The sequence below is a fragment of the Psychrobacter sp. ER1 genome (assembly GCF_048631835.1).
Classification (GTDB): domain Bacteria; phylum Pseudomonadota; class Gammaproteobacteria; order Pseudomonadales; family Moraxellaceae; genus Psychrobacter.
In genome coordinates this window covers 490142-508332 of record NZ_CP184640.1, presented here as the reverse complement: position 1 = coordinate 508332, position 18191 = coordinate 490142, and the positions used below count along the sequence as shown (strand labels likewise).

General features: G+C 40.8%; 11 protein-coding genes, 1 tRNA gene, 1 other RNA gene and 3 pseudogenes. 4 read left to right on the top strand and 12 right to left on the bottom strand.

The window, feature by feature from the left end; genetic code table 11:
* Positions 1-110: 110 nt before the first annotated feature.
* The 3 genes and pseudogenes from ACOBWA_RS02310 (at position 111) to ACOBWA_RS02300 (ending at position 4366) form a co-directional block, all read left to right on the top strand.
* Positions 111-2638, top strand: a pseudogene (locus ACOBWA_RS02310) (RelA/SpoT family protein).
* Between the two features lie 55 nt (positions 2639-2693).
* The gene (gene mutM / locus ACOBWA_RS02305) at positions 2694-3635 is read left to right on the top strand and encodes a bifunctional DNA-formamidopyrimidine glycosylase/DNA-(apurinic or apyrimidinic site) lyase (protein WP_420230703.1); all 942 of its coding nucleotides are present in this window, start codon (positions 2694-2696) and stop codon (positions 3633-3635) included.
* A 290-nt stretch (positions 3636-3925) separates the two neighbouring features.
* Positions 3926-4366, top strand: coding sequence for a hypothetical protein (locus tag ACOBWA_RS02300; RefSeq protein ID WP_420230112.1), 441 nt, complete (start codon positions 3926-3928; stop codon positions 4364-4366).
* Positions 4367-4542: 176 nt separating this feature from the next.
* Here the strand turns inward: ACOBWA_RS02300 and mscL are convergent, their stop codons facing one another.
* The 3 genes from mscL to ACOBWA_RS02285 all read right to left on the bottom strand — a co-directional run bounded on the left by mscL (position 4543) and on the right by ACOBWA_RS02285 (position 8659).
* Complete coding sequence (mscL, locus tag ACOBWA_RS02295; protein ID WP_420230111.1) at positions 4543-4998, bottom strand: large conductance mechanosensitive channel protein MscL; 456 nt, start codon at positions 4996-4998, stop codon at positions 4543-4545.
* 266 nt (positions 4999-5264) lie between these two features.
* Positions 5265-7127, bottom strand: a complete 1863-nt coding sequence (gene typA, locus ACOBWA_RS02290) for a translational GTPase TypA (RefSeq protein ID WP_420230110.1) — start codon at positions 7125-7127, stop codon at positions 5265-5267.
* A 347-nt stretch (positions 7128-7474) separates the two neighbouring features.
* Entirely contained in the window at positions 7475-8659 is a 1185-nt protein-coding gene (locus ACOBWA_RS02285; RefSeq protein ID WP_420230109.1) for an OmpA family protein, read from the bottom strand.
* 584 nt (positions 8660-9243) lie between these two features.
* Between ACOBWA_RS02285 and ACOBWA_RS02280 the strand changes: the two genes are divergently transcribed.
* Positions 9244-9972, top strand: coding sequence for a GspH/FimT family pseudopilin (locus ACOBWA_RS02280; protein ID WP_420230108.1), 729 nt, complete (start codon positions 9244-9246; stop codon positions 9970-9972).
* A 20-nt stretch (positions 9973-9992) separates the two neighbouring features.
* On the opposite strand, the gene ACOBWA_RS02275 is transcribed toward ACOBWA_RS02280, so the two are convergent.
* The 9 genes and pseudogenes from ACOBWA_RS02275 to rnpB form a co-directional block, all read right to left on the bottom strand.
* Positions 9993-10766 (bottom strand): pyridoxine 5'-phosphate synthase, encoded by a 774-nt coding sequence (locus ACOBWA_RS02275; RefSeq protein ID WP_228706785.1) that lies wholly within the window; start codon positions 10764-10766, stop codon positions 9993-9995.
* 67 nt (positions 10767-10833) lie between these two features.
* A pseudogene (gene recO, locus ACOBWA_RS02270) lies at positions 10834-11623 on the bottom strand (DNA repair protein RecO).
* Positions 11624-11686: 63 nt separating this feature from the next.
* Positions 11687-12652, bottom strand: a complete 966-nt coding sequence (gene era, locus ACOBWA_RS02265) for a GTPase Era (protein WP_057762330.1) — start codon at positions 12650-12652, stop codon at positions 11687-11689.
* A 346-nt stretch (positions 12653-12998) separates the two neighbouring features.
* A pseudogene (gene rnc, locus ACOBWA_RS02260) lies at positions 12999-13794 on the bottom strand (ribonuclease III).
* Positions 13795-13886: 92 nt separating this feature from the next.
* Entirely contained in the window at positions 13887-14288 is a 402-nt protein-coding gene (locus ACOBWA_RS02255) for a DUF4845 domain-containing protein (protein WP_420230107.1), read from the bottom strand.
* A 131-nt stretch (positions 14289-14419) separates the two neighbouring features.
* Positions 14420-15163, bottom strand: a complete 744-nt coding sequence (gene lepB, locus ACOBWA_RS02250) for a signal peptidase I (RefSeq protein ID WP_420230702.1) — start codon at positions 15161-15163, stop codon at positions 14420-14422.
* A 260-nt stretch (positions 15164-15423) separates the two neighbouring features.
* Entirely contained in the window at positions 15424-17223 is a 1800-nt protein-coding gene (lepA, locus tag ACOBWA_RS02245; protein ID WP_101204270.1) for a translation elongation factor 4, read from the bottom strand.
* Positions 17224-17601: 378 nt separating this feature from the next.
* Positions 17602-17678, bottom strand: a tRNA-Met gene (locus tag ACOBWA_RS02240).
* A gap of 121 nt (positions 17679-17799) precedes the next feature.
* Positions 17800-18166: RNase P RNA component class A (gene rnpB / locus ACOBWA_RS02235), an RNA gene on the bottom strand.
* Between the last annotated feature and the right edge of the window lie 25 nt (positions 18167-18191).

Sequence of the window (18191 nt, the reverse complement as noted above, 5' to 3'; positions counted from 1 at the left end):
TTTTAGCAGTTGTATTGGTTTATAGCTGACGCTTTATGGATCGTTAATTCAGAGTGTGTGCATAGTAGATGAGGTTATAATCAATTCAAAATAGCTAAGAGGAGTCGGCTATGGTAAAAATTCGTGAAGGATTACCGCTGGTGGATGGACAGACCACTCAGGCCGATAGTGCAACACTTGCGGCACAACTGGTGGCGAGCCAACGCTCTCACCAGTCAGCCAATAGCTATGCCCAAATTCCCCTCGACATCAAATACCAGTTGGCAACCCACAAGCTACATACTACTTTTGATCGCTCAGCTGCACACACTTATCATTTGCATGACCCTCACACTGAAGACGAGTATTTGGATGATACCAATGCGCTATCAAACGATGAGCTTGAGGCGGTCGACTTAGACCACCACGCCAACATCGACGTACCTACTTGGCTAGATAATGTGGCCAAGCGTATTGGACAAGAGTCAGTACCCAACCTAAGTGCAGCTTGCGAGTTTATTCGCAGTCATATGAATACCAGTGAATCTGAGCGTTCAGGTGCTTATGTGACCGGTATTGGTATGACTGATATTTTGACCTATCTTTATCAAGATGAAGACGCATTGGTCGCGGCCATGCTGTATCGCAGTGCGCGCAAATCAATTATTAGTCTCGCTGAAGTGGAAAAAACTTTGGTCCAGATATTTTGACGCTTGTTAAAGATACCCTTGCAATGGGTAAGCTGTCGGAGATTATTGAGAGCAATAAACGCTTAGAAGATCATTTCGTCAATAATCAACGTGATCAGCTATCAAATATTTATAGCATGCTCATCTCTGTCACCAACGACGTGCGCGTGGTACTTATAAAACTGGCTGAACGTACGTTCGCCATGCGTGAATTGACTTTTTCTAGGCCAGAGCGTCAAACGCGTGTCGCACGTGAAGTCATGACTATTTATGCGCCATTAGCCCATCGTTTAGGTATTGCACAGTTAAAATGGGAGCTCGAAGATTTAGCTTTCCGTTATCTCGCGCCTGATCGCTATAAAGAAATTGCTAAGCTGCTGTCAGAAAAACGTAGCGAACGCGAGTCCTATATTCAGCGCGTACAAGACAAATTAAATGAATCACTAGCAGATGCCAGTATTGAAGGCGAGGTATCTGGGCGCGTCAAACATATCTACTCTATCTATCGAAAAATGAAGCTCAAAGGCTTATCTTTCGATCAGCTTTATGACATTCGTGCCTTGCGCGTCTTGGTCAATAGCTCTTCTGACTGTTATCACGTTTTAGGCCTAGTACACGGCTTATGGCGTTACATTCCTGAACAGTTTGATGACTATATTACTAACCCTAAGTCTAATGGTTATCGCTCGCTACATACTGCTGTAATTGCAGAAAATAAATCACTTGAAGTCCAAATTCGTACTCATGAGATGCATTTTGAGGCCGAGCTTGGCATGTGTGCGCACGTTAATTACAAAGAAGGTCTAAAGAACAAGAAAGACAATTATCTGAATCAAAGAATCAGCTCATTACGCCAATTATTATCTATCAATAATGAGACACGCTCAGCTGTTGTAGCGGGCGAAGAGATAGACGATATCGAGTTTGACGAAGAAGAGCAACTCGTTGATTTTGATGAGCTAGAACGTATTTATATCTTTAGCCGTGATGGTGATATTACTGAGCTACCAAAAGGCGCGACCGTTCTCGATTTTGCCTACTATGTGCATACTCAAGTTGGCAACCGCGCGCAGGCGGCCCGCGTCAATCAACGCTATGTGCCACTGACGTATCAGTTGAAAACAGGTGAGCAAGTTGAGATTATCACTAAGGCGTCGCGTGAGCCCAATCGTGATTGGTTAGTAGCATCATTAGGTTATATTCATACCAATCGGGCCCGTTCAAAACTGCGTCAATGGTTTAATAAGCAAGACCGTGATAAGAATATTGAAATAGGTCGCCAAATGCTTAGCAAAGAGCTTGAGCGCCTATCTGTTCATCCTAATAGTATTGATCTGAACGACTATATTCAGCATTTTCATGTCAATACGACCGATGATATTATTGTAGGGCTGGTGACAGGTGATATTGGCCTGAATCAGTTAACCAGTCATATCTCTCGTCAGCTACACCTTGAACCTGAGATTCCACCAGAGAGCTTTGTACCGCATGTAGATAACCGAGATACAGGTAAGCTCGATGCGTATAAAATCCATATCGATGGTTTGGATAATATTGAAATCAATTTGGCAGGTTGTTGTCATCCTGTGCATGGCGAACCGATTGCTGGCTACATCACTTTATCGCGCGGCGTCAGCGTACATAATCGAGGCTGCCCAGAGTACTTACGTCTGGTCGAGCGTGACCCTGAGCGCAAGATAGAAGCCGCTTGGCAAGTGCAGACGGGGCGTTATCAGCCCGTTGATATTCATGTCGAAGCATATGACCGACGCGGTTTGCTACGTGATTTGACACAGATAATTGATAAAGAAAATGTCAATATTCGCCAAGTTCAAACGTTAAGCAATGACGACAATATTGCTTTTTTAAAGTTCCATATTGAAGTCTCAGGCTTAGCGCATCTATCTAAGTTGCTCGCAAAATTAGAACAGCAACATGGTATTTTGCACGCGCGCCGTGCAGTCGTGTAAATAAAACCTTAAGCCAGTCGTTGTTTATTCCACAATAGAGTTGTCAAAAAATACTATGCCTGAATTACCTGAAGTAGAAACCACTAAAGCCAGTCTTGCTCCATTGTTGGGGCAACAGGTAGTTGATGTTAAAGTATTTCAACCAAAGCTGCGATGGATGATGCCAGATAACTTGGACGAGCTAGCTAATTACACATTAGAGAGTGTCGAGCGCCGAGCAAAGTATCTGATTCTTAATTTTCTGCCAGTAGATTCACAGAATAACGCTCCCATATCAGCCAGCAAAGTTGAACCACGTCAGCTTCTTATTCACTTAGGAATGTCAGGTAGCTTACAGCAACATAGCTATGGTACTGATAAGCGTAAACATGATCATCTGGTTGTCATCTTTAATGATGCTGATAATGAAAAGTCTCAGCTACACTACTATGATCCGAGACGTTTTGGTTCAGTACTATGGCATAAAGATTACGGCAATAAACTACTAGATCATCTAGGTCCTGAGCCGCTTTCAAAAGATTTTACCGCAGACTATTTGTACAATTTAATCCAGCGTATAGATTTATCTAGCCAAGATGGCAATGGGTCATCGACAGATAATACTAAAGCAAACAAACGACTAAAACCCATCTCCCGAGCGATTAAATCTGTCATCATGGAACAAGAAGTCGTGGTTGGGGTTGGCAATATCTATGCGACTGAAAGTCTGTACTTGTCCGGCATCCACCCTGCTACACCAGCCAATCAAATTTCATACGATCAGATTGTCATTTTAGTGAGTCATATTAAAGAAATTTTAAAGAAAGCGATAAAATTAGGCGGTTCGACACTACGGGATTTCACAGTAGCAAGTGGTCAAACTGGTTACTTTCAGCAAACCTTAAATGTGTATGGTAGACAAGGAGAGAGCTGTCTGCATTGTAGTACGACGCTAGAAAACATCAAGCTTACTGGTAGAGCCAGTGTTTATTGTCCAAATTGTCAGCCGTTAAAATAGCTAATAAATGATATCTATCTGCTTATGGTATATTTAGATTAAATGAAGCTAATATCTGGGCAGAGTATCTATTTTTAAAAGTATCAAATACTGCCAAAGCTATAACTAGATTATTCTCATTTTTGTTGCTTATTAGCGCGCATCTTGCTTTAATAGTGCTAGCGCTTACATAAATAGTGCGTATCATTTATTTTTCTGTAATATTTAGCCTACCTATTGTTGCCGCAAGATTCCTGCGTGAAGATAGCAGCAGCCATTAATCATACTACTATGAGTTTCAGGATATCGTTATGACTGTTAAAGCAAAAACTCAACGCACAGTTAAGCAGAGATTTTTTACTGTATTGGCAACTCTAGGATTGCTAGCTGCAACTATTCAGCCTACTTTTGCAGCTATAGAAATTGATGAAACTGATTTCGGTCCTTCATACGAGACGATGGTAGTCGATACGATTGTTGGCAAACCATTGCAACTCGTAAATGCTGTAGCTGGTACGGCAGCTTACATCGTAAGCCTACCTTTTTCACTTATTGGTGGTAATGCAGATCAAGCACAACAGAAACTATTTGTTGAACCTTGGAATGCGATGGGACGTTGTTTAGGCTGCACAGTTGCAGAAGACAATTATTACAAATCTCAAGTCGTTGATAATAACGTGGTACGTATCGTTGTCGATCAACCGTCAGAAATTTTAATTAATACCAATGACTATGTAGTGGTCACTCCATAAAAACACTCTTTTAGTAAAAATATTCTATATTCTATATTCTATATTCTATATTCTATATTCTATATTCTATATTCTATATTCTATATTCTATATTCTATAAATGATGATAGTAAATACTTTATAGAAAAAAAGGCTAACGAGAAGTTAGCCTTTTTTATTGTCAACGAATCGATAATTTATTTCGTAATACTGGTATTACTTAATTTGGCACTGATTTCACGCAGCAACTTCACTTCTTCTGATGGCTCTTCTATTGCTTCTTCTATAATTTCCTCTACCTCTTCAGCACGGCGCATTTTATTGACACCTCTAACCATCATAAAGATGATGAAAGCTAAGATTAGGAAGTTAATAAGTACGGTAATAAAACTACCGTAAGCCAATACAGGTACACCTGCCTCTTTGAGCGCATCATAAGTCATAGCAATACCATCAGGTGTATCGCCTAAAACTAAGAACATGTTCTCAAAATTAATCTCGCCGCCAAAGATAAAAGCGACAATAGGCATAATAATATCATCTACCAAAGATTTTGTGATGGTAGCAAAAGCCCCGCCGATAATAACACCGACTGCCAAATCCATCACATTACCCTTAACAGCAAACTCTTTGAACTCTGAAACTATACTCATTGTTTTTTCCTCAAAATTTATCTATAAACCAATAGATATTTATATAGTTAGTATCACATCTAGCTTTCATGTTAATAATTGAATACATTAATACCACTATTCATTCTGTCTGTATTTTTCCAAGATTACAACATAAAAAAAGCAGTATAAAGTGAACCACTAATAGCTCACCTTATACTGCTCATTTTTGAATCACTCACTGCCCGTAGAAACTACTGACACTAAGTGGTTGCGTCAAACATCAATACTATGAATTACTAAGTAACTCACTTATTGATATTAAGCACCTTTTTACCACGGCCGTGACGTTTACGCTCACTTTCAGTCAAGTAGCGCTTACGAATACGTACCGCTTTTGGCGTTACTTCGACTAGCTCATCGTCTTGAATAAATTCAAGAGCTTGCTCAAGAGTGAATTTCACTGCTGGCGTCAACGTCAATGCTTCGTCAGTACCACTAGCACGTACGTTGGTTAACTGTTTAGCAGTCGTTGGGTTAACAGTCATATCATCGTTACGAGAGTTAAGACCAACAATCATACCTTCATAAACTTCAAGCTGTGGCTCAGCAAACAACTTACCGCGTTTCTGTAGGTTAAATAGAGCAAAACCTAGGCAAGTACCATTTGCCATAGAAACCAATACACCGTTAGAACGACCACCAACATCACCGATCTTCTGTGGACCGTAATGTGAGAAGCTCGAGGTCATGATACCACTACCTGAAGTCAGGGTTAGGAACTCAGAACGGAAACCGATCAAGCCACGCGCTGGTATGGTTGCCTCGATACGCATACGGCCTTTACCGTCCAGCTCCATGTTAGTCATCTCGCCTTTGCGTAGACCAACTTGCTCCATGATAGAACCTTGATGCTCTTCTTCGATATCGAAGACAACGTTTTCATACGGCTCTTGTAGCTTACCATCAACTTCTTTAACGATAACTTCTGGACCAGAAACACCTAGCTCAAAACCTTCACGGCGCATGTTTTCGATAAGTACTGATAAATGAAGCTCACCACGGCCTGAAACTTTAAATTTGTCAGGAGACTCTGTGTCTTCTACACGCAATGCTACGTTATGAATCAACTCACGCTCAAGACGCTCACGAATGTTACGTGAAGTCACAAACTTACCTTCACGACCAGCAAATGGTGAATTATTTACTTGGAAGTTCATAGATACTGTAGGTTGATCTACCGTTAGTGCTGGTAGTGCTTCAACGTTGTTAGGATCACAAATAGTATCAGAGATGTTTAACGCATCGATACCTGTAATACAAACGATATCACCTGCTTGTGCATCTTCAACGTCAATACGATCAAGGCCATGGTAACCCATGATTTTTAGGATACGGCCGTTACGCGTTTTGCCATGCTTATCAATGACAGTTACTGGCGTGTTAAGTTTAACTTTACCACGCTGAATACGGCCAATACCAATTACGCCAACGAAACTGTTGTAATCAAGGCTTGAGATTTGCATACGGAACGGAGCGTCAGCATCAACCTGTGGAGGCTGAACAACGTCAACGATAGTTTTGAACAATGGCGTCATGTCATCAGCTAAATCATCTGCTTCTAGACCTGCAATACCGTTCAATGCTGAAGCATAAACAACTGGGAAATCAAGCTGCTCATCGTTTGCACCTAGGTTGTCAAACAAGTCAAAGATTTGATCCATTACCCAATCAGGACGTGAGCCAGGACGATCGATTTTGTTAATAACAACGATCGGCTTTAGACCTTGTTCGAATGCTTTTTGCGTCACAAAACGAGTCTGAGGCATTGGGCCATCAACAGCGTCAACAACCAAAAGTACGCAGTCAACCATAGACATTACACGCTCAACTTCACCACCGAAATCGGCGTGACCTGGGGTATCAACAATGTTGATACGGTATTCAGTTTCTGAAGTTTTATCTGTCCAGCGGATGGCTGTGTTTTTAGCCAAAATGGTAATACCACGTTCTTGCTCAATATCACCTGAGTCCATTGCACGCTCAGCAATGTTTGCACGGTCGCCAAAAGTACCAGACTGATGTAATAACTTATCAACCAAAGTTGTCTTACCGTGGTCAACGTGGGCAATAATTGCAATGTTACGCAGGTGTTTGATATCGTTCGCCATATAAAATGCTCGTTTCGTCTTAAAAAAATGCAGTAGCAGTAAGCGCTGCTGAATAAACTTTCATCATCAATCAGATAGATATTGAATCTAAGATGACGCAGAAAAGAATGCTATCAAATAAAAAAGTTCAATACAATCAAATATCTATACTGACGAATTCATCATACAGATTGCTATGCTATTGTACATACTGTTAATTTACAGAATGTTTGGGTGGCTAGTATAACATTATTGATTCATAAATTTATGTAATAACTCACTTTTCTCAATACATAAATAAAAAAAGCCACCCATTGGGTGGCTTTTTTGTAACTGTATATTTAACTATACGGTTATTTTGCTAATACTTACTGAACAACCATATCTTTAGTTTGTTCAACAGTCATTGTTTTGTCACCAGTGATGATGGCATAAACACGACGGTTCATAGCACGACCTTCTTCAGTGTCGTTTGAAGCGATTGGGTTGTTGTAACCATAGCCTACAGTTGATAGACGGTTTGGAGCGATACCGAATTCGTTAGTTAGCATAGATTTAACAGCAACGGCACGAGCTTCAGATAGACGTTGGTTATAACGTGCTGAAGGACCAGTCTTAGAAGCATGACCTTCTACACGAGCTGTAGAGTTAGGATACTCACGCATCTTCTCTGCTACTTTAGCGATTTCTGGCTTGTACTGGTTTTTGATAGCTGACTTGTCGTTATCAAAGAATACACGTAGTTCCATTTTCAGTTCGTCAGTAATGTCTACTGGTACTGGGCAACCGCGCTCATCAACTACAACGTTCATTGGAGTGCCTGGGCATGCATCGATGCTATCAGGTACGCCATCACCGTCAGAATCAAGATCAGCTTCAACAACAACTACTGGAGTGTTGTCAACTACTGGCTCTTGCATAGGTGGTACTGCTACTGTAGGTGCTAGATGGCCACCTAGTACTACTTCTAGACCGGCCAAAGCCATGCCTTCCCACCAGTTGTTGTCAAAGTTATGAATCGCACGAGCTTCACCACGTAGGCTTAGCGCGTCATTGATGCGATACATAGCACCTAAACCTAGGTTACCGATAGTGTCTTTAGTTCCACTAACTTTATCACCTGATGAGTCTTTAATCTCAAGTTTAGATTGACCAGCACCAACTAATACATAAGGTTTAAATGCATTATCTGTATAACCAGTAAACTCTTCAGTACCGATTAAGAAGTTACCAGAGATAGTTTCTTGTTCTGCATCAAAGTTATCAGAACCATCTTGGCGAATAGCGTCAGTATCTGACACGCCGTACTCTACTTGAAACTGAGTAGAAGGAGTAAGTTCGATACCTAGTGCTGCACCAGTATAAAGACCATCTTCTTTGTAATAGCTATCACCATTGCCGCTATAATCTTTTAACAAGTCAGCTTGATCGTCATCAGCACCTTCGCTGTAATGATAACCTAGTAATAATGGACTGATAGTAACACCAGCATTAGCTGCTAAAGGAGCCGCTGTTACAGCGAACAGAGCTAGAGCGATTTTATTCAATTTCATGGACTTCCTCCAAAGGATAATTTTAGTGATGCATTAAGCAAAACCGATTCTCAAGACGTACTAAGATAGACATCTCTTACGCATTTTAAGTTACAAAGCAAAACCAATTAAGGAGTAGCTTAGCGATTATTAATTCAGTTTACAACTTTTTTCGTTAACGAGCTACACATTATTACACGATAATGTTGTAACTAAAACACAGTAAACAGTCTAAGTTACCCAGAACTAACACACCTTACGCTTCTTATCTTTTACACATCAGTTTGCGATAGATGAGTAGTCCATTGATAGCTATTTTCTTGAAGCATTTTATTACAATTAGAATTTTTTCTCTATTGCTAATATCGTTCTTTCACTAATTGAAACATTTTTTGACAGTCGCTATATATTACATATATATTGTAAAAAACCAATATTCTTCTGAAAATCAAGTAATTAGCAATTACATCTGTCTTATATACAGTTAAGTCAGAAAAAACTTAAAGAATCTGGACAATTGGTGTGCTCGAAAGATAGTCAACACAAGGATGTGTGAGACGTTGTTTTCTACTTGAATGACAAATAGCTATAGGATGTAGCGCATTATGAACTTACTTAGTAAGGTACTGGCCCATTATAAAAGAATAGTCATTTTTACCTTTTGTTTACCTATTTGCAGAAAAGGCGGGTATGGAATTGATAATTTCTTAGCTATTGCATCTAGGTTATTCAATAAACTATTGAAGTTAGTCAGTTATAGAAAATCAACTCTTCAGAACAATAATATTCTCAGTGCTAAGCAATCAAACGGCTTTACTCTCGTTGAGCTAACTGTGACGACAATGGTATTGGGAATTATCGCAGCTATTGCAGCGCCAAGCATCTTAACGCACTTAGCACGAATGGAAGCCCAACGGGTCAAGCATCAGTTAGAGAACACTTTATCTTTAGCAAAGGCCGAAAGTTATATAAGTCGGCAAGATGTCTTAGTTTGTTTATCAAATGATGCACAGCAATGCCATAGGAACAGTGATAAGACGCTTCTGCTATTCGTAGATAAAAACAATAATAAGCATTTTGATTCTCAAGTAGATACCTTATTAACTCAGCAATCCTTAAACCTAAGATATAGTACAGTGAAATTAAGAGTTGGCGGTAGGCGTCACTATACTAAATTTTGGGGCGATAGCGGCAGACCTCGAGGACACTTCGGTCATATAAAATACTGCCCTACCTCTTCTTATAACAAGTCAATGTACCAAATCTCTTTTAACCAATCTGGCATCGTCAAACATAAACTTAATGCAGACCACCCTACGAAATGTAATGGGTAATAGAAGCCATATATGCAAACCTATTTATACATGGCCTCTTTCATCATTGTCACAGCGCTTTCTAACCCTATAAACACCGCATCTGCAATAAGTGCATGACCGATATTTAATTCATATATACCATCAATCTTTGCAATGGCATTAACATTGTCACACGTTAAGCCATGACCTGCGTTAATAAGCAATTTATCATCTAGGCTCTGTGCTGTAGCTACTGCTTGTTCAATTCTTTGAAGCTCAGCCAACTGTGCGGCAGTATCATTTGCTAATCCTGCTTCGGCATAAGCACCAGTATGCAATTCTATTGCGTCTGCACCACATTCTATTGCGGCTGCAATCTGCTTGTCATCAGGATCAATAAACAAAGAAACCTTAATATTATAATCTTGCAGTTTATAAACATACTCTTTTAGAGACGTGACTTGCCCTGCAACATCAAGACCACCTTCTGTCGTTAACTCTGCCCGCTTTTCAGGTACTAGACATACCCAAAAAGGTTTAACTTCGCAGGCAATTGCAAGCATCTCATCCGTTGCTGCCATCTCTAGGTTCATTCTCGTCGACAACTGCCCTGCCATTTCATAAACATCAGCATCTTGTATATGACGGCGATCTTCACGTAAATGTATAGTGATACCATCTGCTCCTGCCTTTTCGCACAGTAATGCAGCAGCTAGAGGACTCGGATAATTCACACCGCGCGCTTGACGCAATGTTGCCACGTGATCAATATTCACGCCTAACAAAGGTTTTTTTGAATTGTTTTCAGATGAGGTAGACATAGAGATACTCATAAAAAATCCTTTGGGCAATTAAGCCTAACTTATATAGTTGATACTACGATAATATTTGAGAATGCAGTTATTGATAACGTTGCTGCTGCTGCCACAACAGACGGCTTTGTAGCGGCTGATAATCAAGCAAATGATCAATAAGATGTCGATGTAGTTTTGACCAATGGCTCAGCGTCTGTTCAGTAATACCTAAACGTGCCATTTCTATGATATCCGCACCCTTAAAAACAGTCTGTCCAGACTCACTGGCTAAATGCTCAGACTCTTCATTATGTACTAATACAGGGAGCAAACCTACATCCGGTAAAAAGCGGTAAGTACAATCATACTCGATGGGATCTTCAACGTTGTCATGCGTTAACGTTAAAGTGAATCCTAACTCGGTAAATAGATACTGCTCAAACTGACGTAGACAGAGACGAAGCTCGCTATTACTTAAGGGCTGTTTGAGTTGTTGTAGACTGATTTGATAATGCTGCCACAATACAGGAATTGGGTCTTCAGTAGGTAACAGCCGCCACAGAATCTCATTTATATATAGTGCAGCATATTGATGTTGACCGCTGATATTGGCGTAAGGTACGGCTTCTAAGACAGCAGATTTACTATCTTTTTGAACACCGTCTTTTTGAACGCTATCAGCTTGAGTTGTATCTTGCGAAGCAATATTAATTTGACTAAAGGTTTTTAGATCGCGTTTGCCAGTAGCAAAAAGCTGTAACGGCATAAATAATGGCGCGCCTTTTTCCCAACACCATGTATCACACCGTGTTGTTGAGAAAAAGATAATACAAAGCGCGCTTTTCCTGATAAGGACGCTGATGCAATAAATACCCGACGAGCGCTTCATTACGCATTTGTTATTACCTAAATAGTTAAAAGGCAGACAGTGCTTTTGAAGCGTTCGTTCTTAACCGCTATCAATAGCCCAAACTGGTCAACGCACGCTCATCATCAGACCAACCACGTTTCACTTTGACCCACAAAGTTAACATGATTTTTTTACCAAACAACTGCTCCATATCTTTACGAGCATCCATACCAACTTGTTTGATACGCTGGCCTTTGTCACCGATAACGATGGCTTTTTGACCACCACGCTCAACATAGATAGTTGCATCGATAAAAGTACAAGCTTTGCGTGGACGCCCTGTTTTTGGATCAGTATGTGCAGGTTCGTCTTTAAACTCATCAATCTGTACCGTTAAATCATAGGGTACTTCATCGCCTGCACTACGCATGATTTTTTCGCGAATAATTTCACTGGCTAAAAATCGCTCAGAGCGATCAGTGATTTGCTCTGTATCGTAAATAGGCGCAGCGACTGGTAAATGCGAGGCAATCACTTCTTGCAAACGATCTAAGTTTTGATTTTTTAGTGCAGACACAGGAACGATATCAGCAAAATCGAAACTATCGTTGAAAGTTTCGATAAGTGGTAGCACGCTGCCTTTATCTTTTAGAGTATCTGACTTATTAATAACCAATACGACTGTTAGATTGGTCTCACCGAGCTTTTGCAAGGTCAATAAATCATCGTCACGCCATTGATCTGAATCGACAACAAACAGTACTAAATCTACATCTACTAACGCCGATACCGCCGCTTTATTCATACGTTCATTGATAGCACGTACTTCGTTGCGGTGAATACCTGGTGTATCAACAAACACTGCTTGCATTTCATGGTTTGACAAAATGCCATGGATACGATGACGGGTGGTTTGCGGTTTGCGTGAAGTGATAGACAGCTTTTGTCCTAATAAGTGATTCATCAAAGTTGACTTGCCCACATTTGGACGTCCAACAATGGCCACATAACCTGCTCTAAAATCATCAGCCATACGAGCATTACCACTTGGCGCAAAAAATTCTTCAATAGCCATATCATTGTCTAATGCAATACCTTCTGCATCAATACCATGAGTATCTTCAGTAACTTCGATATTATTTTGGCTTAAATCAATATCTGTATTTTCACCCAAATTTTGGGTGCTGTCTTCATTGTTTGATGGCAAATCAGTATGATTGCTCATAAGTTAATCCTATAGGGTTTGTGTCTAGCCGAACAGTCTTTGATGGTAAATTTATTTAGTCACCATTAAAAACGGGCTAGAAACACTTAAAGTTTTAAAATAAATAATATGTGAGGTAGTTTTAATGTATGTTTACCAAGTTATAAACCAACCTAAACCGATACTATGCATCTAAAAATGCATTAATAAATATCGGCTATACACGTCTTTTGGCAGATCCTGGCAATTTATGCAATTGGTTAATCATAAGCTCTGCTGCTTTCTGTTCAGCGATACGGCGGCTCTCACCAGATTCAGTAATATCAGGGCAGTTATTGATATTAACATGGCAACGCACAACAAAAATTTGATGCGGTGCATTACCACGCGTTTCCATGAGCTCGTAATTAGGCAAGTCAAATTGTTTAGATTGTAGCCACTCTTGTAACCGACTCTTGGCGTCCTTTAGCGCTTTTTGGTCATTGACATTATCAATCAGATCACCATACCAAGAGAGAACACATTTACGAGTAATATCCATATCTTTACTGTCTAAATAGATAGCACCAATCAGAGATTCTACAGCATCCGCCAGTATAGAGGCACGATTGCGACCCCCACCTTTGCGCTCACCTACTCCTAATATAAGATGGTTAGACAGCTCTAGGTTTTGAGCGATAATTACCAACGACTCTTGGCGCACCAGTGTTGCACGCATACGCGTCAAGCGCCCTTCGTTTTGACTAGGATAACGATGATATAAAGCTTCACCCACAATCATCCCTAACAGTGCATCACCTAAAAACTCTAGGCGCTCATAGTTTTTTTGCTATCAAATGAGCGATGCGTTAGCGCAAGTTTAGGAAGGCTCAAGTCATTGAACTCATAGCCTAACTTACGCGTTAATACTGCTAACCGCTGAATAAATTCCGAGCTAACAACAAGCGTGTCAACAGACGTACTATTTTTTGGGAAGTAGAAGCCGCTTGGGAATGGTGCAAAGTTGGTTTCATGCGAGGTTTGTGGTTATCCCTTCTGCTTGACAGATTTAGTTTAATAATATTATTTGATATATCTTATGAAATAATGAAGGTGCTATGTCGTACTATTGCGACTTACTCTGCTGTTGCCATTTCGACGTCACCTTCGAAACGGTTAATAATATCAACATTGCTAAAAAGTTGTTAGTTATTGCATATTCTTTATGAATAGCCAATTGACCTGTTTTTTTATCGGTAAAAGTAAATACCTCTTCGGCTTTAGTATCGTAATCTGCGTTAATTGATAACTGCTTATCAACACGCTCAACGAATTGCTTAGCTGTCTCGTTGTTACTATTGGCTTCTTTTAGCTGTGCACTCAAAAGCTTTGTCAATTGGTAGTCACCAATTTGAGCTGGTACGATAGCTACTGTCAATTTAGTCGCAATACCCAAGAGCATAATAATGAGAACAATGTTTGTCACACTGGCACCGCGCTGCGTAGCCAAACCAGATAATTGCTGCATTATAAGATCCTTCTAAAGATAAACGACTATTTTGAACAAGTGTATAAATAATAAATAGCTATTTATTAGATAGCAATGATATTAGCATAAAACTATTATAGATAAATCAATCGCTAAGCAATCACATTGCCTTAATTGATATTACCATTACGTTCAAAGGTTGGTAGGTTAAGACCAGGAGGTTTATGCATCCAAATATAAACTGCCTTACCTGCTAGGTTTTCATCCGGAACGAAGCCCCAAAATCTACCGTCTGCGCTGCGATCTCGGTTATCACCCATCACAAAATACTGATCTTCTGGCACTCTAATGCGCCACTCAGTACCCTCTGACTCAACCACTTCTGGTGATTGTTGCTGTAAAAATGGCGCGTACTGTGAACTGTTCATGCCATCCAAATAGCGCACGAGGTGTTTGTTGTCACCTTGTACTTCTTCAAAATATTGTGCCGCATCTTCTTCTTGCTGGCCCATTGCAGAAGCACTCTCCTCAGTCAGTACTTGACCTGGACCAACCTGGCCTGGTAAGTATAGCTGTGAAGTCAATTCAGCATTTGCCGCGAAATCTACAGACTTAGTCTCAACAGGTACATCATTGATAGATAACGTGCCTTGACTATAGCTTACGGTGTCACCAGGCAAACCGATAACGCGTTTAATATAATAAATGCTCGGGTTTTCAGGATAGCGAAACACTGCCACATCACCATGCTCAGGTTCACCAGTATCTAGCACCTTATTATAGGTTAACGGCAGGCGCACGCCATATGCATACTTATTAACAGCAATAAAGTCACCCGTATATAGCGTCGGCACCATAGACGATGATGGGATATTAAATGGCTCAATTAAAAATGAGCGTACTATCAATACCACTGCTAACACAGGAAAAAGTCATAAGCCCAGCGGACCAGTAAGCCTTCTTGACCTCGACCACGAGTTTTGCGCTGTTTGAGCGCTAGCTTATCTAACAGCCAAACAATACCTAGGACTATAGTTAACGGCACTAAAATTAAATTAAAATCAAAATCCATACCAAATTGCCTATTAACAAGCGGCTTATCTAACACCTTTACGATAAGACTCACTACATTTGACTGTTATCTACAATGACTATCTTAGGTTACGTTTAGCGATTAGCTATCGACTTGCAACACAGCTAAGAAGGCTTCTTGTGGAATTTCCACGTTACCTACTTGCTTCATACGTTTTTTACCAGCTTTTTGCTTGGACAATAGCTTTTTCTTACGTGACACATCGCCACCATAGCATTTTGCTAATACGTCTTTACGCATGGCTTTTACCGTACTACGACCAATGATTTGGCTACCAATAGCCGCTTGAATTGCGACATCAAACATTTGACGTGGAATCAACTCTTTCATCTTAGTAACTAGAGCATTACCACGATAACGTGACTGGGTTTCGTGCACAATCATCGCTAAGGCATCAACTTTATCGCCATTGATTAGTACATCAACTCTCACCAACTTATCGGCTTGATAACGTTCAAAGTTATAATCTAGCGATGCAAAACCACGTGAAACCGACTTCAGACGATCAAAGAAATCCATGACAACTTCGCCCATTGGAATATCAAATATCAGCTGTACTTGTCGACCCATAAAACGCATATCAACCTGAACGCCGCGACGCTCAATACATAGCGTCATTACATTACCTAAGAATTCTTGCGGTACTAAAATCTGACAGCGGGCAATTGGCTCACGGAATTCTTCAATGTTGTTTGGCTCAGGTAGATGTGATGGATTATCTACATAGATTACATCACCGTTCTTTTTCTCAATTTCGTAAATAACTGAAGGCGCCGTAGTAATCAAATCCAGATCATATTCACGCTCTAGACGCTCTTGGATAATCTCCATATGCAGCATACCCAAGAAGCCACAACGGAAACCAAAGCCAAGCGCATCCGACGTATCTGGCTCAAAAAACAGCGAAGCATCGTTGATTTGCAGTTTTTGCAAAGCTTCACGGAATTTTTCGAAATCACTAGAATCCACTGGGAACATACCAGAATAGACTTGTGGTGTGACTTGTTTAAAGCCTGGGATACGATCCACATCAGGGGTCTTAGCATGAGTGATAGTGTCGCCTACTGGTGCTCCGGCAATATCCTTAATACCCGCAATTACAAAGCCGACTTCCCCTGCTTCTAAAACACCCGTATCTACAGGCTTAGGCGTAAAGACACCAATCGAGCCAACCAGATGTGCCTCTTGAGTCGATTTGATATATAATTTGTCACCTTTACGTATAGTACCTTCACGCACCCGTACCAATGAGACCACGCCCAAATAATTATCGAACCAAGAGTCAATAATTAGTGCTTGGAGTGGCGCTTCACGATCACCAGTTGGTGCCGGAATAAACTCTACTAGCGCTTCTAGCAGCTTATCAACACCAAGACCAGATTTGGCTGACACTCGCGGTGCGTCAACGGCATCGATACCGATAATATCTTCAATTTCTTGAATGACGCGCTCAGGCTCAACTTGCGGCAAATCAATCTTATTTAACACCGCCATGACTTCTAAGCCTTGATCAACGGCTGTATAGCAATTGGCTACTGACTGCGCTTCTACGCCTTGAGCGGCATCAACAACCAATAGCGCACCTTCACAAGCTGCTAATGAACGCGACACTTCATATGAAAAGTCGACGTGACCCGGGGTATCAATAAAGTTAAGCTGATAGCGCTCACCATTTGGATGATCATAAAACAGTGTTACTGACTGTGCTTTGATAGTGATACCGCGCTCACGCTCAATATCCATTGAGTCGAGTACCTGCGCCTGCATCTCGCGATCTTGCAAGGCACCGCACATCTGAATAAAACGATCGGCAAGGGTCGACTTACCATGATCAATGTGGGCAATGATTGAAAAGTTACGAATATTGGCTAATGCAGTCACAAAGCGCCTACTAAATTAAGGGTGATAGAATAATAAAACTAAAAAATAAATATTGTCAGATGCAATTGATAACGTGCTTGTACTTCTTTCAAGGTTAACCGTTATAACAAGCCAATTTGGCTAATACCACCGTCTAAAACCTATAGCCAAGCACATTAACTCTTATGCGTAGACATAAAAGAGTATTCTAGCAGTTTTCCACTGCAAAGTAAGGCGATTTTGTTAGAAGAGATGTGACTTACAGATGAAATGAAAAAACTTAATACTTATAGAGAATGTCTAGTATATTAAGAACTGATAGGAAATCTTGAGAAGATCATTTATTCTAGGCAAAAAAAACCAATCTCGATAGATTGGTTTTTTTAGTACTGCTATATATGGTGGCGATGAAGAGACTTGAACTCTTGACCTCACGATTATGAGTCATGCGCTCTAACCAGCTGAGCTACATCGCCGTTTTAGGCTGCACATTATGCCCAAGCTGCTGACTGCCGTCAACCCCTAATAAGCATTTTTTGCAAAAAAACGAATTTAATTCAGATTAATTGCAACTATTACTACATCAAACAATAAAAAAGGTTTGGTAAACCGATAAGCCGGGTTCTGTCGTGGACGATCATTCCTCTAGGCGTATCATCGCTAATACGCTCAAGCAACCTACCCGCATCGAACGCGGGCCGCGCCATGCCGATGCCTATTTGGTCTTGCTACGCGTGGAGTTTACCATGCCGTGAGATGTTGCCATTCACGCGGTGCGCTCTTACCACACCCTTTCACCCTTACCGATAATACCCTAAGATACTAAAGGCGGTCTACTCTCTGCTGCACTGGTCGTCAAGTTACCCTGCCCAGCCGTTAGCTGGCACGCTGCCCTATGTAGCCCGGACTTTCCTCCCCTGCTCATCTGTTGCCAGTGTGCAGCGGCGATCGCCTAGTCTACCAAGCGCGCTATTATAGCAAACTTATGA

Excerpts from the sequence above, each read along its gene's own strand:
- typA (WP_420230110.1), bottom strand. The coding sequence starts at position 7,127 with ATGGCGAACGATATCAAACACCTGCGTAACATTGCAATTATTGCCCAC.
- ACOBWA_RS02275 (WP_228706785.1), bottom strand. The coding sequence starts at position 10,766 with ATGAGTATCTCTATGTCTACCTCATCTGAAAACAATTCAAAAAAACCT.
- ACOBWA_RS02280 (WP_420230108.1), top strand. The coding sequence starts at position 9,244 with ATGAACTTACTTAGTAAGGTACTGGCCCATTATAAAAGAATAGTCATT.
- ACOBWA_RS02255 (WP_420230107.1), bottom strand. The coding sequence starts at position 14,288 with ATGCAGCAATTATCTGGTTTGGCTACGCAGCGCGGTGCCAGTGTGACA.
- ACOBWA_RS02285 (WP_420230109.1), bottom strand. The coding sequence starts at position 8,659 with ATGAAATTGAATAAAATCGCTCTAGCTCTGTTCGCTGTAACAGCGGCT.
- mscL (WP_420230111.1), bottom strand. The coding sequence starts at position 4,998 with ATGAGTATAGTTTCAGAGTTCAAAGAGTTTGCTGTTAAGGGTAATGTG.
- ACOBWA_RS02300 (WP_420230112.1), top strand. The coding sequence starts at position 3,926 with ATGACTGTTAAAGCAAAAACTCAACGCACAGTTAAGCAGAGATTTTTT.
- mutM (WP_420230703.1), top strand. The coding sequence starts at position 2,694 with ATGCCTGAATTACCTGAAGTAGAAACCACTAAAGCCAGTCTTGCTCCA.
- era (WP_057762330.1), bottom strand. The coding sequence starts at position 12,652 with ATGGCTATTGAAGAATTTTTTGCGCCAAGTGGTAATGCTCGTATGGCT.